Raw genomic sequence first — 22944 nt, forward strand, 5'->3', positions numbered from 1 at the left:
GCCGTGTGCTCTTTCTGTCGCATGTCCGGAAACCTCGTGCTGAGGTCGACCCGGGCCCGGCGTGCTGGAGACACGTCGGCTTTTGGCCGAAAGGCCCGAGGTCAACAACGGATTATGGTGCCAAGTTGAAATAGATTACTGACGATTAGTCAGTGTATGACGATCCGGGACAAGTGTTTATAGACGAGTAGCCATTACTTATCATTAATCAGTACTCGTATGGTGGTTGCAACTGACCCAACTGACGACATGCGGAAGGACGCGGACTGGATGGTCCCTACAGACGATCGGATCCTCGAACTCATCCGGGAGTATGGTAATCTCACGCCGACGGCGATCGAGGATCTGGGTGGCCCCTCTGCGGGCCATGCCCGAAACCGGTGTCCGGTCCTTGCCAAATATGGACTGCTTCACCGCATCTCCCGAGGCCTGTACGGAATTACCGACGAAGGCCTGGCTTACCTGGACGAGGAACTCGACGCTTCGACGCTTGAAGCCGATTCGACCGACGACTCCTGACATTTTCACGCCGGTTTCGCGACTTGCTGAAGGTTCGCGTCCAGCCACTCGGGGATCTCCAGGTCGGCGAGCTCGCCGTCACGCCAGCTGGTCACGATCTCGGACTCGCCGTTGCGGTCAACGTCGAGTCGCCACTTCCGCCCGTCGGGGTGTTCGACGTCCAGACGAGCGCCGCCGTTCGCGAGCGGCTTGACGTGCTTGACGTCGACTTCGGTCCCGTCGAAGGTGTGCATCGTGTCTGGCATACAGACTTGCGTACGCAACCCCCGGGAAAAGGCGTGATGGGGTCGGATCCGATGGATCCGATGCGGGGTCAAATCGGTCACGTCTGGCGATTCTACCGGATCCGTAGCGACAATCTCCAGTTCGATAGAAAGTTGAGTGGGTTGAACTGTTGGAAGAATCCAACTAATTTATTGCGTCGTAGGGATGATGCTCAGATGGACGCGGCAGCAAGCCGTGATCCCGAGATATCTGACCATGTTTGGGCAACCACCGCCGCAGTCACGAGAAATCGTGCTGTAGGGTGGGAGCGTCCTGGTCATCTTGAGTAACCGGTTGACCCACCGGTAGCAAACGTCACCTTGGGTCGCCTTCACTTTCCGCGAATGAATGGAACCGGTGGAGAGCCACCGGTAGTTTTAGTCCCGGTTGAGCGACATCCCCAGCCCAAGGAGAATTAATCCCTGGCCCAGTGGATGGCCCCCTAAGACTAAGACAGTGCCACAGACGATGGTAGTGGCAGCGTCGTCCGTCATCTTGAGTCGCCTTCACTTTCGGCTGCACGACTCGGCGGCCGCGAAGCGACCTCCGGAGATCTTCACGCCAACCAACCTGTTGGATTGGTAGGGCAAAAGCGTGCCGGAGGTAGTACTCTTATCCGTACTCTTTTGGGCTACTCGAACGGGATCGCGTCCCACGTTCGCGACTGCTTCGCCCCACTGGCCTCGACGTAGTTGTAGTGCTCCATCTTGCTCAAATAGTTCCGGACCGTCCGCTTCGCCCGGGGTTCGTCGACACTACCCTCGTAGCGCTCGTACAGCGTGCCGGGGGAGAGCGGACCATGCTCGCGAAGGATTTCGAACAGCGTCTGCTGGTGGTCGTGCAGTTGGTCCCACGCCTTTCGCTGTAGTTCGCGAAAGGCCCTGGGGAGCGCGTCTCGGAGGTCCTTCTCGGTGATGACGTACCGGCCCCGGTCGCGCCGGTGCTCGCCGGCGAGTTCGGCGGCCTCTCGCAACGTGCGGATGGCCTTTCGAGCGTCACCCTCCGCACGCTCGGCGATCCAGTCGAGTTGTCCGTCGCTGATCACCGACCGCGACGAGAACGCTGCATCCGCTCGGGCCTGGAGAATAGCCGAGATCTCGGTTGCCGAGTAGGCCGGGAATTGAATGCGCCGACCGACTGCGAGTCGGCTCTGCAGTCTCTCTTCCATCCCGGAGAAGAAGTCGTCCTCGGAGTTGCCGATGATGATGAGGTTCAACTCGGATTCGAACAGCGTGTAGAGGACGGCTTTATCCCGTAGCTGGTCGGCTTCGTCGCAGATGACCCAGCGGTCGGCGTCGTCGAGGTCGTGGATCAGGTCGGTCAGCGTCCCTCGACCGGTCGACTGGCGGTGGACTGCAGTGTTACACAGCCCGTCGGCGACGGAGAAGAGGACGCCGTGGCGATCGTGGTCGTCCCAGCAGTTGACGTGAACCGACCGGGTATGACCTGGAGGTGAGAGGTGATCGGCGACGAGGCGCGCACACATCGTCTTCCCTGTCCCGGGCGGGCCGAACAGATAGGCAATCCCGGCAGATTCGCCCGTGATAGTGCGGCGAAGACGGCGAATCTCATCCTGCCGGTGGACCACGAGCTCGTGCTCGGGGACGGCGTCCTCGTCGAGGACCTCCGGCTTCGTCAGCATGGCTTCTGATATGTCCGGCAGGGGGTAATATAATCGACGGGGAGGGATCCGATGGATCCGATGTGGCAGAGGGCTACACCTTAGTAACTGGACGCCAACCTGAATCTATGAATCGGCGACAGTTCCTCGCGACATGTTCAGCCGCGACAGCTCTCGGGCTCGCTGGTTGTGGGAGCGACGGTACGGAGACAGCCGGCGGTGACGACGGTGATGGCAGCGATGGTGGCACGCCGACACAGTCCCCGACTTCGACATCGGCGAACACAGATTCCAGTGGGGGCACTGCCACGCCCACACCGACCGAGGCGGACACACCAACACCGACGGAAACTCCCACCGAAACACCGTCTCCGACACCGAGTCCCACCCCGGAACCGACTGCGACGCCGGTCCCCGACCAGACGTTCAACGGGTCAGGGCAGGCAGTTCACGATGATGTCGATATCGTGGGCGGACTGACGATCGTCGAGGCCACGCACTCAGGGTCGCAAAACTTCATCGTCAAGTTAGTTCCCGAGGAGGGTGAGTTCGACACGATCGTGATCAATCACATCGGGGACTACGACGGCGCCGCGGCCGAGTTAGTCGATGGCGGTACTTACCAGCTGGACGTCGACGCCGACGGCGACTGGGACATCACCCTCCGCCAGCCGCGGCCCCAGTCGGGCGACTCTCTTCCGCAGTCGTTCGACGGTGACGGTCCGGATGTTTTCGGCCCGTTCGAGTTCAGCGGGTCGAGCCATACCGCTTCAGGAAGCCATGATGGCGAGCAGAATTTCATCGTCGAGGTCTTCCCACTCGAAGGCATCTCTCCCGAGGTCGTCTTCAACGAGATTGGCGAGTTCGAAGGCGAGACGACGTTCCGACCGGCGGATCTGGGCTACGTAGCTGTCACTGCGGATGGGTCGTGGACGTTGGAAATGGAATAAAATCGAACGGTCAGCCTTCTTGTGACGGCGGTGAGACGTGGACGTCGTCGTGGTCCGTCAGCGGTCCCGGGTTATCCGAGAGCTCACACCGTTCGTCGTGGACGACCTCGAAGAGGTCCTCGTCGAGGTTGCCGCACTCGCACTGGAAGGCGAGCACTTCGCCCTCGTGGAGGCCACCCCGCCCCTCAGTATCGGCACACTCGACCACGGTGATCGGGTGACTCTCGTCGAACTCCGGCGTCGGCCGCCCGGGGATGTCGGGCACGAGCTCGTCGTAATGGTCACGGCCGTGCTCGCCGGCGAGACTGCAATCTTCGTTGTGATAAATCTGCGAGAGTGTCTCGTCGGCCTGCAGGCATTCGGGACAGATGTAGCCAGCAACCTCCCCGACGTGGTGGTTGCTCTTTCGCGGGTCGGTAACGACTAACCGCTGGACCTGCGTGCCGTCGAGGTCCTCGCGCGTCACCTTCATCGGTCGACCGCCTCCGGGCCCGTGATGGCGGTCGCCGCCTCGTCATCTGGCGGCGAGATCTCGACTGCGTCCGTCGCACGAGCGTCGACGCTCACCTCCAGGGCAGCGACGGCTTCGCCGCCGAGCGGCCGCCACTCGCCGTCGTCGAGTTGCTCCTCGATGCGCGACCAGCCACCGGGCTCCTCGCGGACGAACCGGACGCGCCGGCGCCGCGAGTGTTGGTCGACAAACTCGTAGTCGATTTCCGGCGCGTCAGTCATGCGACCCTCCCGTCGTCAGCTCGAGACCGCGCCTGTAGGTAATCGAGGGCGTCGATGTCGCCGAACTCCTGGACGACGAGCGCTCGCCAGATGCGCGACTCGTCGACGTCGGACCACTTGCCCATCAGTTCTCACCTTCCAGGCAGACGCCCATCGACCCGCTCTCGAACGTCGACACCCGAGTGATCTCGAACCCATCCGGCGCTTCCCAGTTGACCGCCTGCGTGTCGCTATCGAACCAGACCGTCAGGTCCGGGCCGCCGCCCTCCTCGACTTCGCGGACAGCGTCGTCGTAGGCGAGCAGTCGGCGTGACTGCGCACGCACCTCGGTTCCGTCGTACTCGTCGAACGTGGAGAGGTCCTTCCCGTTGACGCGAAGCGTCTTGGGCGACATCACTCATCCCTCCAGTCGATCGGGCCGCCGGCGTGGCGTTCGCGATCGTCGGGCATCTCGAACTCGCCGTCGGGATAGGTCTCCACGAACTCCCGGGCGGCGTCGCGGGCGACGTCCAGCGATGAGAGCTCGGGGCAGAGGTTGGCCCCGACGCCATCGCGGACGCGAGTGATGTAGCCTGAGTCCATCGACGCCGTCCGTGGATTCGACATCTGGTCCGGCCGAGACATCGACTCGACGCTAACTCGGAGTCCGGTGTCGTGTTCAAACACGGCGCATTCGAGGTGAGATAGCTGGTCCTCTTTGACGCGGTCCCACCCAGCGGGAAGGCCGTCGTCGGTACCTTCATTGGCGTCCGTATCGGACGCCTGCATGCTTCGGCTCATAGTTGGGATCCGAAGCGCCGGTCCGCTGCTCCAACAGCGGGCCACTTTCTGTGGCACCCGGCGCCTCTACCTGTAGATCATACTGCCAGTCACTTAGTAATTGCTATTAGCAATTGTATTGACTCGGCATATGACCAAGCTTTTTGCCACAAGAGTGCGTTAGCTATTAGCAACGGTATGAGCAACCAGATACCAGTGACACTTTCGGAAGACGACGTTGACCCGCTGTACGCGGCGATCCTCGATTACTTCGTCGAGGGCCGCGGCGACGGCGGTCCGTGGGGGAAGGCGACCCCGACGGAGGTGTACCGGGCTCTCGAAGACCGAGGGACGCTCGAAGAGCTGGGGGACCCGGTCCGCCAGACCGTCCAGAACCGGATCCAGAAACTCGCGCTGGCGGGACATCTCGAAAACAAGTACGACTCAGGCAGCTACGAGTTCGTTTCAGATCCCCGAGAGGCCGACGATGAGTAACCACCAGGAACCACTCTCGGACATCGAGTGCAAGGAAGAAGCCCTCGGTGGCATTCGCGACGCGATCGCTGCGGTCCAGCGCATCCCGGCGCCGGCCCTCAACGGCGAAAAGCACGACCAACTCCTCGAGTCGGCGGACACGCTCCAGAGCCTGGAGCGGGCACTGACGAACGAGGTCGACCAGCTGCGGGACGAGGAGGTCAGCGATGGCTGACGAGGACGACTACCCGTTCCCCGAGGTTAGGCCGAACGAGGTCCGAGAGCTGATCCAGGGGGACCAGGAGGGCGAGAATGGCGATGAGTGAATCCGCCCCAGCCGACCGGGCCGACCGCGAGATCGTCGTCGGCGAGACGGAGACCGGCGAGCACTACACCCTACCGGTCGAGGACATCCTCACCGGGCGTGCGTTCATCACCGGGAAGTCCGGCTCGGGCAAGTCCAACACGGCGAGCGTCATCGCCGAGGAACTCCTCGACCGCCAGCACCCATTTCTGGTCGTCGACGTCGACGGCGAGTACTACGGCCTGAAGGAATCCTACGAGATCCTCCACGTTGGCGCGACCGACCGCTGCGACCTGCAGGTCGGTCCCGAGCACGCGGGCAAACTCGCAGAGCTCGCACTCGACCAGCACGTCCCGATCATCCTCGACGTCTCCGGCTACGTCGACCAGAACGTCGTCGACGAACTCGTCGCCGAAGTCGCGCGAGAACTGTTCGTCCGCGAGCAGGACCGCCGGCTGCCATTCATCATGCTCGTCGAGGAGGTCCACGAGTTCCTGCCCCAGCAGGGCGGCCTTGACGACGTCGGCGAGATGCTCATCCGCGTCGCCAAGCGAGGACGGAAACACGGCCTCGGCATCGCCGGCCTCTCCCAGCGCCCTGCGAACGTCAAGAAGGACTTCATCACACAAGCCGATCTGCTCGTCTGGCATCGGCTCACCTGGGATAACGACACCGACGTCGTCGCCCGCGTGGTCGACCGCGACACTGCCGACGCTGTCGAGGGGCTCGATGACGGAGAGGCGTTCGTCCAGGCCGACTGGTCAGAGGTCGACGTCAAGCGCGTGCAGTTCCGCCGCAAGGAGACCTTCGACGCCGGCGCGACGCCCGGCCTCGACGACGTCGACCGCCCGGAGCTCAAGAGCATCGGCGAGGACCTCGTCGACGAACTCGAAGAGATCTCCGAGCAGCACTCCCGTCGGCAGGACCGCATCGCCGAGCTGGAGGCGACGATCGACGAGAAAGACGAGCGGATCGAAGAACTCGAACGGAAGCTCGAAAACCAGGAGGACATCGCCGAGGCGGCCCAGCAGATGGCGGAGGCCTTCCAGAACGGCGCCGATGACGGCACCAGTACAGCCGAGGACGTCCCCGCCGACTGGGAAGAGAAGCTCGCGACCAAGAACGAGACGATCGCCGACTTGCGCGATGACGTCGAGGACCTGCAGGCGGAGCTGGCGGACGTCCAGGCGGAGCGTGACGGCCTCGAAGCCGAGCTCGAGCGACTCCGGTCCTACGAGGACCGCGTCGAGCAGGCCGAACGCATCGAGGAGCAGCTGGACGAGGCCCGTGACGTGCTCGGTGTGGACGTGAACGAGACTGCCAGCGCTGCCGCCGGTGGCCAGGGCGACGAGGTTGAAGACCTGCGCGCAGAACTCGCGGACGCGCAGGAACGGATCGCCGACCTCGAAGCGGAGAACGAGCGGCTTCGCGATACCGCCGAAGAGGATGGAGTTACTGTCCCGACCGACTACCAGGACTTCATCGACGAGCCGGTCGTTCAGGACGCCATCGAGGATGCGAAGGAAAAGTCGAGCGCGTCACCCCGGTATGTCAAGGGCGTCGTCGCATCGATCGTCCAGAAGGACGGTCCCGTGGACTACGAGACAGTTGCTAACCGACTCGGCGTGTCGACCACGACCGACGTGTCGAAGGCCGCGTCGACGCTGGAGACTCTCGGCGTTCTCGAACGCGTTCAGCAGTCGCCGGCGAAGGTGGACTTCGACCTCAACGGCGTCGCCGAGATCAAGGAAGCCCAGCAGCGCCGAGAGCAGGCCGAGGCTGTGATGGAAGGCCTCTGAGATAGTGACGTTTGAGTCTGTGGACTACGGAACTGACGTGACGTGTAGGTCGCTGTCTTCGACTCTAAATCCACCTTCCGGATGAGTAACCAGAATCCCTGGAGTTGGATGTTCCACGCCTTTCTCGAAAGTCTTGAGCAGAAGAGGCTGAAAATCGTCAGGAGAGATGTCCACCTGAACGATATCGAAGTTTACTGTGCTAATACCGAGAGCATTATTGAACTCGTTATCCCGCTCCTCAAATTGAGTCCTGTACTTCTGCTTTTCAAAGATGTCGCCTTCCGCTGTTAAGTCGAGGTGCTGCATCCGCCATCTGTCAATACCAGTTTCTTTATCGAGTTCGAATTGGAATATAAAAGCATCTGTATCGGGGTTATAGTCGAGGAGCTGAACGAAGAAATCCTCAAACAGGTTGGTGAAGTTCTCCTCACTCAGACCCCGAATCTGCTTCGCAGCAGATTCAAATTCTGCTTTTGCTAGCTGCCCTACTTCATCCATATACTACGTTGGTTGACAGTCGACCTTATAGCTATCCGCACTGAAAGTCTCCGGTATCGCCCTCGGACGCAGCTAACCGCGTCTTTGAAACTCCCTTCTAGGAACTGAGAGGCCACTCCGTTGTACAGAAAGACTGCATGGTGGCTCTATAGGCCACCGTTGGCCGCGAAGAAGACTGCAACGAGGCAGGCCGCGAAAGCCAGCTTCTTGAACCGCCTCGCCTCGATTTTGTCATCTGAGATCCACCGCCCTTTGTCATCTCGTGGTCGTGACATTGCCTTCATCACCTCCGTTACTATCGCCCAAGGGGCGGAATATATGTAATCGTTTGGGGAAGATATGATCTCGGTATCATCATAATATCGCTCTAATATCGCTTGACGATCGCTTGGACTGAAAGTAGATTCACTTCCAGTCCACTTGGCGACTGGTTACAACACGCTGACCAACAGCAGTGGCTATGGACCGGGAGGAGCAGTTCGAGAAGCTGGACGATCCTTCGGATGGCCTGCCCCGAGGGGGCGGGGCAGCTATCCGCCTGTTAGTTGTTCCCTGGTCCGCTCAAGGTGCTGGTCGACGACAGTCGGATCGAGTTCGTATTCAGGATCGGTGTACGGTTTTACAGCGAATAGCGTATTATCAATGAGCCTGTACCGCGTCAGGTATTCCTCATCGATGAGCGCGTTTGCGTAGCAGAAGGTCCGGTAGTTTTTCCCACCACCAAGCGGGTAACGCTCGGATTTCGGGTGGTAGTTCTTTTCAGGAGAGTAATCGTCTATAATCACCATCGATCCCGGGAGGAGATGATCATACAGGAGCTCGAAGTCTCGGTGAAGATTCCCGTCTGCGTCAAGGCACAGTACTGAGATGGGGAGCGCTTCGGCGATCGGCGCCGGTAGATCAGACTCCCCATCCAGGTGTTGGGGGAGAACACGGATTCGGTCAGATACCCCCCACTCCCGGATGTTCTGTTCCAGAATCCGGATGTTGTCCTCTTTCGACCCATATTTAGATCGAGACCCGCCTTCGCCCTTTTCAACCGTAATAACCTCTCCATCCCGGTTACTGTCTTCTAACCCCAGTGCGAGCGCGATAGACCCGGCTCCGTGGGCTGCTCCGACCTCGACGATGTTCCCTTTCTGAGTTGCTTTCGCGCTCTGGTAGAGCTCTTCATACACCTCTTCCGAGAGCATTCCATTACATTCGTCTTTGAGTTTTGAGAAGCGAGTCGGCCAGATAGTCTGATAAATTTTCCTCACTGCTGGCTTTAAAAACCATGGCAGTTGATCATACACACCCTGATTCATACACCCCTTCCGTGTATCAAACAGTTAGATTTGTTGGTCAAATGCAGGTAACTCGGTGGAGATTTGGTAGCTTCTCCGCGAATTACCGTCGCTGACCTTTAGCAGTGACTTCGAGATTCCCGCCAGAGATGTCAAACTCTGCTGAATTTACTTGCGTTGTTACTGTGCGCGCTGCCCAATCGAGGAACGGGTGAGCGGGCGAGCTGATGTTTACAGCCGGGTTGGGGAGATGGGAAACTGTGAATGTTGCATCATCGTATGTCTCGAGCATGAGTTCTCCAGAGACTCCTTTGTCGAGACTCCCATCGCCGAGAACCCATTGGTTCTCGCTGGAATAAGGCGTGGTACTGTAATCCGCCGGGTCACGGAGCACGTAGTCGTATGCCCCATCCGCAAGTTCGTTAACAGTCATCGTCAGAGGGCCACCATCAGACGATCCCGCCCTGAACTCGAATTTGACCAGGTCGTAATCGGAGAGCCCAGTCACCTGATACGAGGCGGCTGTCGACCGGTCACCATCGTCGAGAAACTTGTCGATGACTTCCCAGTCGTTGATCTCGTTCTCAGAGTCGCGGAACTCGTACGCGACGTCGCTCCGTACGCCGCCTTCTTTGATGTGCGTGACGGCATTGGCGTTGCTCGCTCCAAAGTCCGGATAGCTGATAGTGTTCGATCCGATCCCGCTCACCCTGCCTGATCCAACAGCGTAGACCAGCGACGTACTAACCGACCCGTCGCAGTTTTTGTATTCGATGTTGGTTCCTTGCTTCGGCGCAAACGCGTACTCCGTCGTGCCACCAAAGGTCGAGTTGACCACCCGAATGTGGCACTGATAACCCCCGACTCCTACAGCGGTTTGATTGTCGTCGGTGGTTGAGTGGATGTGACAGTTCTCTACGTAGAAGTTAGAATTGTATCCGTCAATTTGGGTCTCCCACTGGATCCCCTCGAATCCAGTGCGGTGGGGCGCGTTACCCTGAATTTGCAGGTTGAACCGTTTACCACCACCGAAAACGACGTTTGAGGGGGTATCTGTATTGCCGATGAACCGGAGCGGTCCACCAGCAGCTGTTTTCCAGCTCGTTACTATGTGCATCCCCGTCAGGAATGCTGCATCGTACGTTCCGTCGGCGAAATAGACACTGATCGGGTGCTGGATGATGGTGGGGAGGCGTCGGAATACCTCCTTCAGTGATTTGATCGGATCTGACTCCGTGCCCTCAGCGTCGTCACTCCCAGCTGTTGCATCCACGTACAGGTCCATCGCTTCGGTCGACACCACATCTCGAGAGTTCACTCCGGGGTCGTTCTCCTCGATGGGATTGTGCTGCACCTCCCACGTACTCACCGAATCCGCGTCCACCACACGGGCGGTCAGACTATCGAACGCCCCGTTCGCGATGACCAGCTTGATTTGTGTGTTCTGGCCGGCATCGCCGTAGTAAGTCCCGGGGTCACTCGGCTCGCTGACCTTCGTGATCGTGTTGATTTGGTCCGCCAGAATCTCCGCGATGTCGGTCGGGACTTCGGCGTAGGCGTTGTCGGTGAACCAGATCTCCTGGTCGATCTCCGGGATCTTGATGACGCGCGTTACTGGCGTTCCGTCCTGTTTCGTGTTGGTACTCTGAATCCACTGGGTCATGGGTTAGTGTCCGCTGATCCGAGGTGGGAAGCTGCTCGTCGACGCCGCCGTCGGCCAAGCGCTGCCTGAACTCACTACCGAGAAGGTCGCACCGGATTCCGCCGGTATCGTTTATTCCTGTCCGGGACCAACTTCATCGAGGGCGTCAGAAGCGTCGACGCCGCGGCAGTGGGCGACCGCGATCTTCTCTGCGTCCCCTAATTGAGCGACGCTTCGGATCTCGTCGATGTACTCGGGTGGCGGCGCCTCGCCCGACGCCGTCACGCCATCCTCGCTGATCATCCGCAACAGTGCATCCAGCTTTTCATGTGTTAGTTGCTCTCGCCTCATATCTGGTGACTATGTTCGGGCAGCGCGACGGTGTGTAGCTCCAACTCGAAAATCGAGAAGTGCCCCGTGCCGTCTACTGACCCGACATAATACACATGAAATCGGAGCTTATCGACTTGGCCCTCGTTGAATGTCCACGAGTCCCAGCTCGAGGAGCTATTTGACGTTCCTGGAGTCGCAATCGTCACCCACGTACCATCCCGCCGGACCTCGATTTCTTCAAGATCGACGCCGCCGCCAGTCGCCCACAGCATCCGGAACCCATCGGCGTAGCGTGACTCTACCTCGAACTCCTCAGTTGCGTCGCGCGGGTCCGCGTCCTGCACCCGCTGGTCCCGCGTGCTGTCGTCGCCATCTCGATACGCTTCATCCGAAACCTGATCCGAGATGTAGCCCCCCGATATCCCCGTGGTTTGCGTTGATCCAGGCCGCGCGTGGTGTGCAGAGGAGTTGGCTTCGTGATTGTCCAGCTCGGTCTGCGTCGCCGGGTCGAACCCGAGGTCTCCCTGCCCGACCGACCCATCTTCAACTTCGTCACTCCCGACAGCGCCGGTCGCGATCTCGCCACTCCCGACGGCGTCGGTCGCGATCTCGTCACTCCCGACAGCGCCAGTCGCGATTTCGCCACTCCCGACGGCGCCGGCCGCGATCTTGGCCTGCGTCACAGCCGCGTTCGAGAGGTCCTCAGAGTCCAGCGGATAGCCGCTGAACGCGGCGTCTCCGAGGTTCAGCAGCCCCTCGACGACGTCGTTCGCGATGCGATAGCCGTCGAGGTTCCGGCGGTCCGTGACGGCAGTCACGCCGCTGCTGTCCGTATCGAAGTCGAAGAGCGGGAGTCGGGGGTCGCGAGGGTCGAACTCCGAGGCGGTGCCGATGAGCACCGTGTTCGACGACGTCACGTCCCAGCCGGCATAGACGGTCTGGTCTACCGTCGACGCGTCGAGCGTCACGGTCGTCGTGATGTCCCGGGCGAGCCACGCACCGCCGACGTAGGCCTGTCCCGGGTCGACGGTGACGTCGAACGAACTCGAGGAGTGAGACCCCGTGAATGCGTTCAGCGCCGTCTCGTCGATGACGTCGTCGTCCGTCGCGATGTTCGCAGGGTCGCTGCCCGCAGGAACGATCCAGCCGTCGGACGAACCGCCAGCGAAGCGGATCGCCGCCGCCGTCTGCTGTGACGACGGATTGCCGTCGAGTGTGGGGTTTACCTTATCTGTCATGAGTTAGACGCTCCGGAACTGCAGGGTGACGATGAGGGTGGCGACCTTCCCGTCGGTCTTGTTGATCGCATCGATGAGCGCGTGATTCAACTGCAACTCGCCGCTACTCTGGGGGCCGGTGAACAGCCCCATCTCTACGAGTGAGTGGCCGTTCGCCTCGGTGCTGTCGAGAAAACACGTCACGGTGAGGTCGCGTCCGTCGTCGCTCGTCGTCGCGACGGAACTGCGGTAGACCTCGCCTCCGAGCCCGTCGTCCCCGGACGTGGGCGCCGTGTTGTCCGTCCCGACCGCGAAGTGGCTTGCTTCAACCGCGTCGGGGTTTTGCCCACGGTCGAGGATGTCGACGACGTGTTCGTGCCAGTCGTCGTTGACCGTGTTCCGGGAGTGGCCCCGCTGTTCTGGTTCGACGTCAAGGTCCTGAAGCCGGGCGACCTTCTCCGTCTGGTCGAGGTCGTCCCAGTCCGGGATCTCCTCGCGGAGCGTGGAGACGTCCCAGACGGCGAGGTCAACTTCCCCAGCGACCGCCGCGCTTGAGGACACTCGCCGCCGGAGCGGCCCCGCGGGGAGTCGATCCAGCAGCCAGCTGATCCGTCTCTGGATCATGGCTCCCATCGGTCCTGGTCCCAGCTCCCTTGGTCCCACTGGAAGCCGCCGGAGCTCTCGACGGTGGTGGTCACTGTGTCGTCGGCCTCAGCGGTCCCAGTCACTCGCCGGAGGATGTTCACGGCGCCGTCGCGGGCGTTCGCCCCCTTCAGGCGCTCCAGATCTCTCGACTGTCGTCGGAGGCGGCGAACCACCTCGCGGAGTGGATCATCGGTCATGTCTGTCGGAGTGTGGACTGTTGCTCGAACGTCAGAGTCGTCTCCAGGCGGTTGCTGCCGGCCGAGTGGGTCTCCTGAACTTGAGTACAAACGACGGGGCCCTGAACGCCCTCTCGCGGCCAGTCGACATCGACTGCGTCCCCGGGCGTCAGGTTGTGCGCCCGGACCGAATGCGCTGGCGCCGAGATGGTCAATCGCGGGGCGCCCCGCTTGCCCACCTCTGCCTCGGCCGTGTCCTGTGCAGCGGCGAGCGTCTCGAGTTCATCGTCACGGATACGGTCTTCCCGGCGCCGGTACTCGTCGATGCTACCGCCGGCGCGAGCACGGATATCCAATGGGTACGGGAAGTACGCCCGGTACGCAGGTGCGCCGCTGCCGTCGGTGCCAATCTCCTGTCCGCTTGAGCCGTCTGTCTCGATGATGACCCACGGATTCGACTCAGGTAGCGTGTGCGACGCGAAGATGAACGTTGTGTACCCATCGTCGGCGAGAAACGTCGAGTCAAGCGTCTTATTGACAATGTCCGACTGCTGGTCCGACGGGGCGACCGGCGCGCCGCCGTCGTCCTTCTGAAGTCGGACGGTAAGTTGTTCACCAGACCCGGTAGTCCGCGTCCAGACCTCGATGCGGTCGACTTCCGACTTCCGCGTCGAGAGTTGGTGAGTCAATCGGGACGACGTCGTGACCGTCGTGTAGTTGCTCTGGGTCGTCTGCTCGTCGTCGACGGCCTGCGATGTCCCTCCGTCGACGCGGACGACGTTCGCGAGGTCATCATCGGCCCCGCTGACGCTCCCGGTTCGGATGTCGCCGTTCCGGCCGCGCTGCAGCTGCCACTGCGTGGTGATGTCGCCCAACGGGCGGAAGACGAGATCTCGACCATCGTTGTAGACGACGGCGTCGCTGAGGGTCTGCAGGTCGCCGACGATTTCGAACAACGACGTCCCGCTGGAGAAGTAGTTCGCGGTCGTCCCGACGGACTGGATCTGCGACTGGCCGATCTCGGGTGCTTTGTTCGAGAGCAGCGTTTCGAGGATGGCGTCCGGTGACCCGGAGATGGGTGTCGACTCGAACGAGTTGTAGACGAGACGCCAGTCGAGTACCCCGAATACGAAGTCCGTCAGCGAGACGCTGATCGTTCGCTGCGTCCCCGCGCCGAACGAGTGCTCGGGCACGCCAGCGATCGCAGTCCAGCGGTCCGAGAGACTGGCCTCGCCCTCAAGACGCGTCCGCCAGACGAGGCGGTCTCCGGTCGTGAGTGTTTCGCGGTCGTACTTTCCGTGCGTGTTGCTGAGGTCCAACGAGCCGGTGTCTTTGAGCGCGCCGATCCGTCGCTTGGTTTTGACCCGCTGGATATCGTCTCCAGGGATGACGACGTCGGGGGAGTCCGTCCCGTTGTCGGCGGCGTAGACTTCGAGCTCGGCGTCGGCGACTGTCCGTGGCATCGTTAGAGTCCGTGGCTCTCCGCTTCGTCCAGGAGACCACGTCCAGCGGCTCGACCCTCCTCGTAGCTCGATGCCTCGATCTTCTCGACGTGGATGGTCGGTCCATCATCACCACCGCCGTCGCGGTCGACTTTGGCAGCCTGAACGACCCGCTCGCCGGCGTGGAGCATCGCGAGTCCCCTCTTCTCGATATAGCCACCAGTGTCGAGAGACGGTAGGTCAATCGATCCACCGCCGATCTTCTTTCCGGCGACGGTCGTCGACGGGATGGATACTTGGTCTGGGATGCTGCTGTTAAACGCATCCTCGAAGGCGTTTGAAGCTGCACTCCCCAGGCCATCGAACATCGACGTCATGGCGCTCTTGATGTCCGACGTCGCGTCGTCCTCGATGTACGTGATGATATCCCTAAGAGCACTCTTCGCATCACCGTACAGGGTTCCTTCACCAGTCCCGATCAGATAATCAACCCCCTTCTCGACTCCATCGGTAACCGTCTCGAAAGCGCCTTTAGCAAGCGATTTGCCCGTTTTCTCCAGCCACGAGACGGAGTCGTTGATGAGGTCTTTGATCAGCGAGTTTCCGATGAGCCAGTCGTAGAGCTCTTCGAATGGTGCCTTGATCGCGGAAACGATGAGTCCGATGGCGCCGCCGATGAGAGTCTTCCCAGATCCACCGAGCCATTCTGCAATCAGTTTAAGGTTCGTCTTCCCGACCTCGACCATTGTCTCCCAGGCACCCTCGAAGTCGCCGGACAGGAGGTCAAGGATGATGTTGACCGTCCCGAGGAGGTTGTTCAGGCCGACCGAGACGACAGTCTGGAGCGTCCCGACCAGCCCCCTGACGATCCTGATGACGTCGTCATCGAACCTGTTCCAGGCCGCCTGAATCAGATTGAGAACCGGCCGGATCACGTTCCCCCAGAGCGCGTTCATCGCAGTCCGGGCGTTCGCGACGATCCCGTCCTCGCCGGCGAAGTGCGCCTTCCAGAGCCGGTCGAGATTGTTCAGGAACGGCTGGAACCCGTTCGTCCAGACCGCATTGGTCAACCGGTTGACTGCCGTCCGGATGATCTTCGTCGACTGCTGGAATTCACTGCGGATTTCCGAGAGCGTCTGTCTCGACTGCGACCCGGCCGTCTGGAACGGCGTGATCAACTGGCTCTTCAGCGTGGATTTGACGCGCTGGACGGCAGTCAGGAACTTCCCGGCCGTCTTGTTCGTCTTGTCGCCGATCCCGGCGATGTTCCTGCGGTACGCAACGCCGAACGCGGTGAGTCCCGCCGCGACGGCGCCGACCGGGCCAGTCAAGAGGGTGAATGTCGTCGCGAGCGCGCTCCCGACCGGCAGGAACGACGCGGCCGCCGTCGCCGCGCCACCGATTGCCATCGCGACCAGCCCGAAGGCCTTCTGTTCAGCGGTCAGCGACGACACCAGCGAGTCGCTGGAGAACATCAGGTCGTTGAACCGCTTCAGCAGCTTCGAGAGTGGCGGGAGCAGAACGTTCCCGACCTCGATGGCGAGGTTCCGGAAGCGGTTCTTCGTCAGCTGCAGTTGCGCGTTGAACGTGTCCGTCGCCGCGTCGAACTCTTCCTGCAGGCTGGTCCCTTCCTCGAAGGAACGATTTGCCGTCTCCTGCGCTTCAGCAGCACCTTCGAGGTTCTGGGACAGCGCGCCGAGTGCCTGCCTCGACGTCGTCGAGAGCGCCTGCCGGAGTGCGTCAGCCGTCTCACCGCCTTCGCCCATCGCCGAGGCCATCTCCGTGATGAGCTCGTTCGGCGAGTTCTTCCGCATCTGGACGAACTCCTCTTGGGTCATCCCGAGGGCGGCCGCGATGTCCCCGATCTTCTTCGGGTTCATCAGCTCCTGACTGAGACGACGGAGTCGCGTGCCCGCCCGCTCCGAGGATTCGGAGACCTCGTTGAGCGAGGCCGACAGTCCCGCAATCTCCCGCTGGTTCAGGCCCAGTTGGGAGAGCGCCGCGGACGATCGCATCATCGAGTCAACGACTTCCTGCGACGACGTCGCCATCGAGTTCGACAGCGAGTTGATGACCGACCCGAGGTTCTCGATCTCGGAGATGGGCGTGTTCGTCAGCTGCGAGAGGCGCGCCAGCGACTCGCCGGCCTCTGTCGCGCTCAGGTCCGTCGCTTCGGCCATCTTCGCGACCGACTCAGTGAAGTTCTCGATGTTCTCCGGACCCGTGACGCCGAACCGGCCAGCGTCGGCGGCTAGTCCAGCGAGTTCGTCCTGCGCGAGCGGGATCTCCGTCGCGAGGTCCTGGATCGAGTCGGACATCTTCTCGGCCGTCTCCGGCGAGGTGACCTTCTCGACCTCGACCATCGCCTCCTCGAAGTTCGCCGCGGCGCTGGCGCTCTTCGCGAGCGCGCCCGTCGCGAGCGCCCCGAGTGCTGCGCCGGCGGCGCCGACGGCCATCCGGAATGTCCCGAGTTTCTCCGTCGCGCCGTCGATCTCGTCGTTAAACCCGTCGGTATCGGCGCCGACACCGACGGTGACGGCTGGGTCTCTACTGAAGGGATTTGCTGGCATGAGAAATCAGTCGTGAGTGTTAGGTCAGTGGAAGCCGGCGTCGGCGAGCATCTCCTGGCGCGCCTGCTGCTGGCCCTGTTCGAGTTCGCGCTTGCGGTTGCGGAGCGGGTCCGACGTCCCAGTCCTGTCTTGTCGTTGCTCCTGTCGGACGAGATGCCCGAGAAGTAGTGTGTCCGCTTCGGCGGGCGTCAAGCCCGCTATCGGTGCATCTCCGTTGAAGGTATAGTTCGTCTCAGCGTGCAGCCACGAGATGAACGACGCTCGGGACTCGGTCTCGGTCAGTTTCCCGGGGCGGCGTCCTGGCGCTGGTCGAGTTCCTCCTGGACCTCACCGGCGAAGCCACCGCCGCCGTTGCAGTAGTCGACGATGCCGTGCACGTAGCAGAGGAGCTCGGCTGTCGTTGGTTCGCCCGCGATCTCGGGCTTCTCGAGATGATCGTCGACGACTTCTTGGAGCTCGCCGGCGCCGGCCTCATCGCCGAGGTCCTCGTAGGACTCGTACTCGGCGATGGTCGGCGGGATGAGCTTGATCGTGACGTCGTCGCCGTTCCACTCGTAGGTGTGTTCGACCGCCTGCAGTTCACCGTCCTTGTCCCGGATATCCGGGAGTCCGTACTCACTCATAGATTTAGTTCGTACTCATGGTGATAGCCGGGTCTCCCGATGCCGAGAGCGTCTCCGACATCGACGCGACGCCCTGGTCGGACTCCGCCGTCCGAGATGCCGAGTCGGTCGGAGTCGTGTTCTTGAACGAGAAGACTCCGCCAGAGAGCTCGTGTTCGAGGTCGTGCTGTACCTTCTGGAGCGACTCCATCATCGAGTCGTGAGAGACGTACTCCCCGGCGACGTCTGCCTCGACGGAGACCGTCCGGCTGCCTTCGTCGATGGCTGGGGCGAGGGTGTCATGCAGCGCCGACGTGTTGATGTCGTTCTCGACCGTCCAGCTCGCGCTGTTGACGCGCGGCCGGATTGCTTCCCCGACGGGCCGCTCGAAGCGGTCGCCGACGAAGTGCTCGAAGCTGGTGCCGATCTCCGTTGCGTGTGATCCCGAGCCGAGTGCTGGGACACCCCGGTCGCCATCGACGGGCTGATCATCGTCGCTGTAGGTCAGGCCACCCTCAATCTCGCAGAGGGTCGTGCCGGACCCGTCGGTGATCTCGATGTCTCCCTCGGGGTTGTCCGCGAGCCAGATGGCGTCGATATCACTGAACGACGAGGTCGTCGTGACCGTCGTCGTCCCGTTGAGGGAGACCGTCTCGGCCATTGCTGCGCCTTCGTCCTCGATCGTGACGTCCATCGAGTCGTTCGCCGAGTCCGAGACGATGTCGAGCGTCGTGCCCGAGCTTGGCTGATGGATCTTGTAGGAGCGAACCTTGAACGGCTGGTGCTCCAGCTCCATCAAGATAGGGTTCTCACCGCTCGGGTCGAGCGTCGGTGAGACCGACGAAACCGCGGCGCCGCGAACCACCGTGTACTCACGGACCCCGGCGCCGTCGTTACCGCCGGGGTACTCGCGCCGGCTGACCCAGAGGAGCGTGCCCTCGAGTCGGTTGTACTCGTCCCGGAGGATCCCGTACGCCGACGGGTCCTGCGGGTCGCCGTTGGTGTCGACCGGGAAGCGCTGCAGGTCGTATCCCAGCGAGAGGCTGGGTTCCTCCATTGCTCGGTTGTGGTCGACGGCGTCGGGCGTTCCGAGGGCGTCCTGCCGGCCGAGCGAGGCGCCAGCCTCGGCCTCAAACGACCGCATCACGTCCGATGCGACGTTCCAGTCGGGATCTGCCGGTACTTCGCCGCGCGCGGGTTCGACCACCCATTCGTAGCGCCCGGGTAGCTGTCCAGATTCGGGGGTATCACTTGCTGTCGTGCTCATGTGTTACTCTGCGAGTTCGATGTCGTCGTAGTGCTTGACGAGGCGTTCACCGACGTCTTCGGCGACTTCCTGAGACGTTCCAGTCGCGTGGAACGTGATTCCGGGCGGGTCGTAGCGTTCGCCCATCAAGTCGTCGTCGTAAAACTCCCGGAGAGCGGGATTCGTAGTTGTAAGTCGCATGGTCAGGGTGCGTACGTGACCTTCATCCGGACAGTCACGATATCGCGGTGCTCGGTCGGCGACTGGTCCGTGTCGTCGGCCTCGGTGGGTGGTTCCGCGAACATCCACTCGTAACCGTCCGGCGCGCCAACGCTCCCGACGCGGCAGGTCGCCGCGATCTCCTCGCCGAGCTCGTTCGCGACCACGTCCGGGTGACTGCCGTTGTTCGCGTAGACGTCGGCGTCATCCGGCCCGCCCCAGCAGTCGACTTGCACGAGATAGATGACATCCTGGACCGGCCCGGCGCCGGTCGGGTCGATCCCCGTCGCCTGCGTCTGCCCGCCGCCGGGGACGACCGGGTCTTTCGAGACGACCGCGACCTGTGGGAACGGGCCGGCGCCGCCGTCGTAGTCTGCAAAAACGATGTCGTCGGCGTTCGTGAACGGCACTGGGATGGCCGACGGGTCGACGTTGGCGCGGAGGTAGCCGACGAGGTCACTTTTGGGGTCGACCATCAGTCACGCACCACCGTTAGCACGGTCACGCCGGAGTCTTCGGGGAACGTCGCAAGGACTCGGTAGGTCTGGCCCTGTGGATGGACCAGCTTCGTCGGATAGCCGTCCGCGCTGCCGGCCTCCCGGAGCGTCACCCCGTCGGGGATAGCACGGATCTCGACGTCGGCCTCGACGTCGGTCCCGCTGGAGTCTTGAACCGTGCGGGGCATCCCGCGCTGTTCGAGTACGCCGACGATCGTCCCGTCGTCTGAGTAGCTGGGGACATCCCGGCCGCCGCCACCGCTGGCGTTCTGGACGGTGTACTCCGTCCCTTGCTTCTGGATGAGTCGCTGGGCTGGTCCGTGCATGGCTACTGTACCTTCTGGATTGAGATGCTCGCGATCAGGTTGCCGGTGTCGCGGATGTCCTTCTGGTCAGCAATCCGCTTGCCTTGGTCTTGGACGGCCAGCGCGAGCGCCTTCACGAGTCCTTCCTCGGTCGAGATATCGATACCGTGCGTCGACGCCATTTGCTTGGCGTACCGTTCGGGATCGGCTTGCACGCGCTCCGCGGCGGGGCGCATGAACGGACGGGCCTCCATCTTCGACGTCCCGAGTTCGTTGTGGACCGCGTAGTCGACCGTCGGGCCGGCGACGTAGACCGAGCCGCCGTCGTACTGGACCTTGATCTCCTCGAACAGGTCGAAGACAGCGTCGAGGCCCATGATGGTCGTCCCCCAGCCGCTCATGGCGACCAGCCTTTGGCGTCCGGCGCCGTGATCGACGCATTGCGCCGGGTGCCCGAAAGACCGGCGAGCGAGTCTGGCGCGCCGAGATGTTTCGCCCGGGAGCGGAGCTGGTCGACGACCGACTCCTCGTACGTAGCGGACGTCCGTCCGCTCGAGGCCTTCGACTCTGCACGGTCCCGGGTCGTCGCGATGAATAGCGCCGCGAGTACGGCCTCCAGGTCCCGCCGCTCGTCTGTCCCGTCACCTGGCGGAGCGTCCATCTCTCGGTCGATGTCTCGCTCGATGCGTCCGAGGATCCCGTCGTCATCGGGATCGCCGTCGGCACCCTCGATGTCCGTGTCGTCGAGATACGTGTCGACCTCTACACGAACATCGTCCGCCGAGGCAGTGGGCATGGCTTAGTCCTCCAGTTCGCGGATGCGGGTCTCGATGGCGTCCGTTGCCGTGGTTCGATTCCGAGACGCCTTTTCCGCGTCGAGGATCGTGCTCAGGAGGTCGACATCGTCGACGTCCTCGATTCGGGCTTCGAGTTCGTCGACGGTGAGGTCCTCTGGGTGTGGGTCGAGGTCGTCCTCGGCGATGTCAGAGGCCTCGCTGCTCGCGTCTTCTCTCTGGGCCTCCGCGCTCTCGGTTTCGTCGTCCCCGGCGGCCTCGTCGAGGCGGGCGAACGAGCCAGAGATCCGTTCGTAGACCACGGAGGGGATCTCGGTCTCGTCACCGAGCGTGAGATGATCGCCGTCGACCCAGACGTCGCCGTCCGTCACGCGGACGGGTACGGTGTCAGTCATGAGCCTCAGGCGTCGATCCCGGTCATCCGGGTGATACCCGAGATGCCGTCGGGCTGGGTGCGGATGAACGGCGTCCGGGAGCTGATGAGGCGGTTGTTCAGCGCGGCGCCGCCGTCAGACTCCCAGCTGGTGTTGGTGACGCCCTGGGCGTTGACGATCTGGAAGTACCGCGGGTCGTCCAGCATCATGATGACGCTGTCGGAGTTCAGGCGCGGCGCCGGGACGATATTGAGGTAGTCGTACTTCCGCTCGATGCGGTTGCGGACCGTCTCGTCGGCCTGCTCGGTCTCATAGTCTTCGCGGGTGAACTCGCCCCACATCGCCCGCGGGACGAACAGCCACGCACCGACCTCGCTGACCAGCGGGACGTCGTCCTCGTCGACGACGTCGGACTGGTCTTCGATCGAGTCGTGGAGCGTGTCGATGTCGTCGAGCATCCCGGCAGCATCACCGATCCAGCCGGTGGAGGTGCTGGCCTGGATGATCTCGTTGATGTTCGAGTCCAGCCCGTCTACGGAGAGCAGTCCGCGCTCAGTCTGGACGTCCGGGCCCCAGCCGTCCCAGAGCTTGTTGTGCTCCAGGCGGTTGAGGGCCTGTCGCGCTTCAGTTCCGACCGAGTCGTCGAAGCTCTCGCCGAACGCCTGCGCGTTCTGGAACTCACGAGCGTCGATCTGGTAGGTGACGATGTCCATCGGGAGCGGGACGCCATCGAGGGCATGGCCCGTCATCTCCTGCTCGCTGCGAGTTCGCAGGTTCATCGACGTCGTACCCTCGAGACGGGTCCCGCTCATCGGCGAGAAGTGTGCGTACCGTGAGAGGTCGCTCGATGCGACGAAGCCAGCCCCGATCAGCTGATCAACGACGGTCGACTGAACGAACTGGTCGCTGAGGACCATGTCCGCGTACTGCGCCCACGAGTCGACCTCCAGCGTCGAGTCCGCCGTCAGTTCGGCGGTGGGGTTGGTGCTCTTGACACCGGTTGCCTTGTCGAGCTGGTCCCACTGCTCCGGGCTGAAGGGCGACTCCGCGCGGAGCTGTTGGAGCGCCTGCTCCCGCACCTTGGGTACCGGGTTGAACAGCGCCTTCTGGGCGGTCAGCGACAGGTCATTTTCGACACTCTTCGACCACTTGGTCTCAGTAGAGACGTTGGTTGCACTCATGTCAGGTACCTCAGTAGAACTCCACGACGAGGAGGTTGTCCTCGCCCGAACGGGCGATCTCTTCGACGACACGCCCGACGAACTCCGAAGGAGAGTTCGTCCCGTCGACGGTCCCACCTGCGTCCGTGATCTTCCCGTTCTGGTCCCAGGCCGCTTCGGCGTCAGTCGGGTCGGCCGAGGCGTTGGAACTCTTCCGGAGTCGGGCCCGGTCGTGCCGCCGGAAGCCGACGGTTTCGAGGTCGTTGCCCGAGTCGTAGGGGTCGTCGAGCGGCGATTCTCCTGCCGAACCGAGACTGCGCGGCGGGTTGCGCTGCTCGCGAGCAACGCGCTTGGTCTTCGAGTCGGCACCGACCTGCCGGACCTGGACATCGCCGTCGGCGTCGCGGTACCACTCGACGCCAGTCCCCGGCAGGATAGCACCATCCGCGCTCCCGTCGACGTAGCTCTCTGAGCCGTTGACCTGTGCGATGACGGACTGGTTCTGTGCGATCATGA

32 protein-coding genes are annotated in these 22944 nt (G+C 62.3%); 5 read left to right on the top strand and 27 right to left on the bottom strand.

Annotated features, from left to right (window positions below):
* Positions 1–249: 249 nt before the first annotated feature.
* Positions 250–519 (top strand): winged helix-turn-helix domain-containing protein, encoded by a 270-nt coding sequence (locus AB2U09_RS06045; RefSeq protein ID WP_459191977.1) that lies wholly within the window; start codon positions 250–252, stop codon positions 517–519.
* A 5-nt stretch (positions 520–524) separates the two neighbouring features.
* Here AB2U09_RS06045 and AB2U09_RS06050 read toward each other — a convergent pair whose 3' ends face one another.
* Complete coding sequence (locus AB2U09_RS06050) at positions 525–764, bottom strand: hypothetical protein (protein WP_459191800.1); 240 nt, start codon at positions 762–764, stop codon at positions 525–527.
* A gap of 650 nt (positions 765–1414) precedes the next feature.
* Entirely contained in the window at positions 1415–2425 is a 1011-nt protein-coding gene (locus AB2U09_RS06055) for a Cdc6/Cdc18 family protein (protein WP_459191801.1), read from the bottom strand.
* A 446-nt stretch (positions 2426–2871) separates the two neighbouring features.
* On the opposite strand from AB2U09_RS06055, the gene AB2U09_RS06060 reads away from it, so the two are divergent.
* The gene (locus tag AB2U09_RS06060; RefSeq protein WP_459191802.1) at positions 2872–3354 is read left to right on the top strand and encodes a hypothetical protein; all 483 of its coding nucleotides are present in this window, start codon (positions 2872–2874) and stop codon (positions 3352–3354) included.
* A gap of 10 nt (positions 3355–3364) precedes the next feature.
* Here AB2U09_RS06060 and AB2U09_RS06065 read toward each other — a convergent pair whose 3' ends face one another.
* Genes AB2U09_RS06065 through AB2U09_RS06085 form a run of 5 tightly spaced genes read right to left on the bottom strand, consistent with a single transcriptional unit; the run spans position 3365 to position 4668 of the window.
* Positions 3365–3826: a hypothetical protein gene (locus tag AB2U09_RS06065; RefSeq protein WP_459191803.1), complete on the bottom strand. Its 462-nt coding sequence runs from the start codon at positions 3824–3826 to the stop codon at positions 3365–3367.
* On the bottom strand, positions 3823–4086 hold the full coding sequence (locus AB2U09_RS06070; RefSeq protein WP_459191804.1) for a hypothetical protein: 264 nt from the start codon (positions 4084–4086) through the stop codon (positions 3823–3825). Before AB2U09_RS06070 ends, AB2U09_RS06065 begins: the two co-directional genes overlap by 4 nt.
* Positions 4083–4211 (bottom strand): hypothetical protein, encoded by a 129-nt coding sequence (locus tag AB2U09_RS06075; RefSeq protein WP_459191805.1) that lies wholly within the window; start codon positions 4209–4211, stop codon positions 4083–4085. Before AB2U09_RS06075 ends, AB2U09_RS06070 begins: the two co-directional genes overlap by 4 nt.
* Complete coding sequence (locus AB2U09_RS06080; RefSeq protein WP_459191806.1) at positions 4211–4480, bottom strand: hypothetical protein; 270 nt, start codon at positions 4478–4480, stop codon at positions 4211–4213. The genes AB2U09_RS06075 and AB2U09_RS06080 overlap by 1 nt, the downstream gene beginning before the upstream one ends.
* Complete coding sequence (locus tag AB2U09_RS06085) at positions 4480–4668, bottom strand: hypothetical protein (RefSeq protein ID WP_459191807.1); 189 nt, start codon at positions 4666–4668, stop codon at positions 4480–4482. Before AB2U09_RS06085 ends, AB2U09_RS06080 begins: the two co-directional genes overlap by 1 nt.
* A 393-nt stretch (positions 4669–5061) precedes the next feature.
* Between AB2U09_RS06085 and AB2U09_RS06090 the strand changes: the two genes are divergently transcribed.
* From AB2U09_RS06090 to AB2U09_RS06100, 3 genes are all read left to right on the top strand, one after another.
* Complete coding sequence (locus AB2U09_RS06090; RefSeq protein WP_459191808.1) at positions 5062–5340, top strand: hypothetical protein; 279 nt, start codon at positions 5062–5064, stop codon at positions 5338–5340.
* Positions 5333–5554 carry a hypothetical protein gene (locus AB2U09_RS06095; protein WP_459191809.1) on the top strand — a complete coding sequence of 74 codons (222 nt, stop codon included), beginning with the start codon at positions 5333–5335 and terminating at the stop codon, positions 5552–5554. Before AB2U09_RS06090 ends, AB2U09_RS06095 begins: the two co-directional genes overlap by 8 nt.
* A gap of 83 nt (positions 5555–5637) precedes the next feature.
* The gene (locus AB2U09_RS06100; protein WP_459191810.1) at positions 5638–7422 is read left to right on the top strand and encodes an ATP-binding protein; all 1785 of its coding nucleotides are present in this window, start codon (positions 5638–5640) and stop codon (positions 7420–7422) included.
* 24 nt (positions 7423–7446) lie between these two features.
* Here the strand turns inward: AB2U09_RS06100 and AB2U09_RS06105 are convergent, their stop codons facing one another.
* The 20 genes from AB2U09_RS06105 to AB2U09_RS06200 form a co-directional block, all read right to left on the bottom strand.
* Positions 7447–7920, bottom strand: a complete 474-nt coding sequence (locus AB2U09_RS06105) for a hypothetical protein (RefSeq protein WP_459191811.1) — start codon at positions 7918–7920, stop codon at positions 7447–7449.
* Positions 7921–8450: 530 nt separating this feature from the next.
* Complete coding sequence (locus AB2U09_RS06110) at positions 8451–9227, bottom strand: O-methyltransferase (protein WP_459191812.1); 777 nt, start codon at positions 9225–9227, stop codon at positions 8451–8453.
* A gap of 82 nt (positions 9228–9309) precedes the next feature.
* Positions 9310–10869, bottom strand: coding sequence for a hypothetical protein (locus tag AB2U09_RS06115; RefSeq protein WP_459191813.1), 1560 nt, complete (start codon positions 10867–10869; stop codon positions 9310–9312).
* A gap of 111 nt (positions 10870–10980) precedes the next feature.
* Positions 10981–11151, bottom strand: a complete 171-nt coding sequence (locus AB2U09_RS06120; protein ID WP_459191814.1) for a hypothetical protein — start codon at positions 11149–11151, stop codon at positions 10981–10983.
* Between the two features lie 44 nt (positions 11152–11195).
* Entirely contained in the window at positions 11196–12419 is a 1224-nt protein-coding gene (locus AB2U09_RS06125) for a hypothetical protein (RefSeq protein ID WP_459191815.1), read from the bottom strand.
* A 3-nt stretch (positions 12420–12422) separates the two neighbouring features.
* Positions 12423–13022 (bottom strand): hypothetical protein, encoded by a 600-nt coding sequence (locus AB2U09_RS06130; protein ID WP_459191816.1) that lies wholly within the window; start codon positions 13020–13022, stop codon positions 12423–12425.
* On the bottom strand, positions 13019–13240 hold the full coding sequence (locus tag AB2U09_RS06135; RefSeq protein WP_459191817.1) for a hypothetical protein: 222 nt from the start codon (positions 13238–13240) through the stop codon (positions 13019–13021). Before AB2U09_RS06135 ends, AB2U09_RS06130 begins: the two co-directional genes overlap by 4 nt.
* On the bottom strand, positions 13237–14682 hold the full coding sequence (locus AB2U09_RS06140; RefSeq protein WP_459191818.1) for a hypothetical protein: 1446 nt from the start codon (positions 14680–14682) through the stop codon (positions 13237–13239). The genes AB2U09_RS06135 and AB2U09_RS06140 overlap by 4 nt, the downstream gene beginning before the upstream one ends.
* A gap of 2 nt (positions 14683–14684) precedes the next feature.
* Positions 14685–17231 carry a phage tail tape measure protein gene (locus tag AB2U09_RS06145; RefSeq protein WP_459191819.1) on the bottom strand — a complete coding sequence of 849 codons (2547 nt, stop codon included), beginning with the start codon at positions 17229–17231 and terminating at the stop codon, positions 14685–14687.
* Between the two features lie 24 nt (positions 17232–17255).
* A complete protein-coding gene (locus tag AB2U09_RS06150; RefSeq protein ID WP_459191820.1) occupies positions 17256–17423 on the bottom strand; it encodes a hypothetical protein in 168 nt (55 codons plus the stop codon).
* Between the two features lie 86 nt (positions 17424–17509).
* A complete protein-coding gene (locus AB2U09_RS06155; RefSeq protein ID WP_459191821.1) occupies positions 17510–17854 on the bottom strand; it encodes a hypothetical protein in 345 nt (114 codons plus the stop codon).
* Positions 17855–17858: 4 nt separating this feature from the next.
* A complete protein-coding gene (locus AB2U09_RS06160; protein WP_459191822.1) occupies positions 17859–19100 on the bottom strand; it encodes a hypothetical protein in 1242 nt (413 codons plus the stop codon).
* Positions 19101–19103: 3 nt separating this feature from the next.
* On the bottom strand, positions 19104–19226 hold the full coding sequence (locus tag AB2U09_RS06165) for a hypothetical protein (RefSeq protein WP_459191823.1): 123 nt from the start codon (positions 19224–19226) through the stop codon (positions 19104–19106).
* 56 nt (positions 19227–19282) lie between these two features.
* Complete coding sequence (locus tag AB2U09_RS06170) at positions 19283–19774, bottom strand: hypothetical protein (RefSeq protein WP_459191824.1); 492 nt, start codon at positions 19772–19774, stop codon at positions 19283–19285.
* Complete coding sequence (locus AB2U09_RS06175) at positions 19774–20121, bottom strand: hypothetical protein (RefSeq protein WP_459191825.1); 348 nt, start codon at positions 20119–20121, stop codon at positions 19774–19776. Before AB2U09_RS06175 ends, AB2U09_RS06170 begins: the two co-directional genes overlap by 1 nt.
* A gap of 2 nt (positions 20122–20123) precedes the next feature.
* Positions 20124–20501, bottom strand: coding sequence for an HK97-gp10 family putative phage morphogenesis protein (locus AB2U09_RS06180; RefSeq protein WP_459191826.1), 378 nt, complete (start codon positions 20499–20501; stop codon positions 20124–20126).
* Positions 20498–20896, bottom strand: a complete 399-nt coding sequence (locus tag AB2U09_RS06185; RefSeq protein ID WP_459191827.1) for a hypothetical protein — start codon at positions 20894–20896, stop codon at positions 20498–20500. Before AB2U09_RS06185 ends, AB2U09_RS06180 begins: the two co-directional genes overlap by 4 nt.
* 3 nt (positions 20897–20899) lie before the next feature.
* The gene (locus tag AB2U09_RS06190) at positions 20900–21289 is read right to left on the bottom strand and encodes a hypothetical protein (RefSeq protein WP_459191828.1); all 390 of its coding nucleotides are present in this window, start codon (positions 21287–21289) and stop codon (positions 20900–20902) included.
* A gap of 5 nt (positions 21290–21294) precedes the next feature.
* Positions 21295–22449 (bottom strand): bacteriocin, encoded by a 1155-nt coding sequence (locus tag AB2U09_RS06195; RefSeq protein WP_459191829.1) that lies wholly within the window; start codon positions 22447–22449, stop codon positions 21295–21297.
* Positions 22450–22459: 10 nt separating this feature from the next.
* Positions 22460–22942: a hypothetical protein gene (locus AB2U09_RS06200; protein WP_459191830.1), complete on the bottom strand. Its 483-nt coding sequence runs from the start codon at positions 22940–22942 to the stop codon at positions 22460–22462.
* Positions 22943–22944 lie beyond the last annotated feature (2 nt).

It is taken from the genome of Halosimplex yunnanense (genome assembly GCF_054504345.1).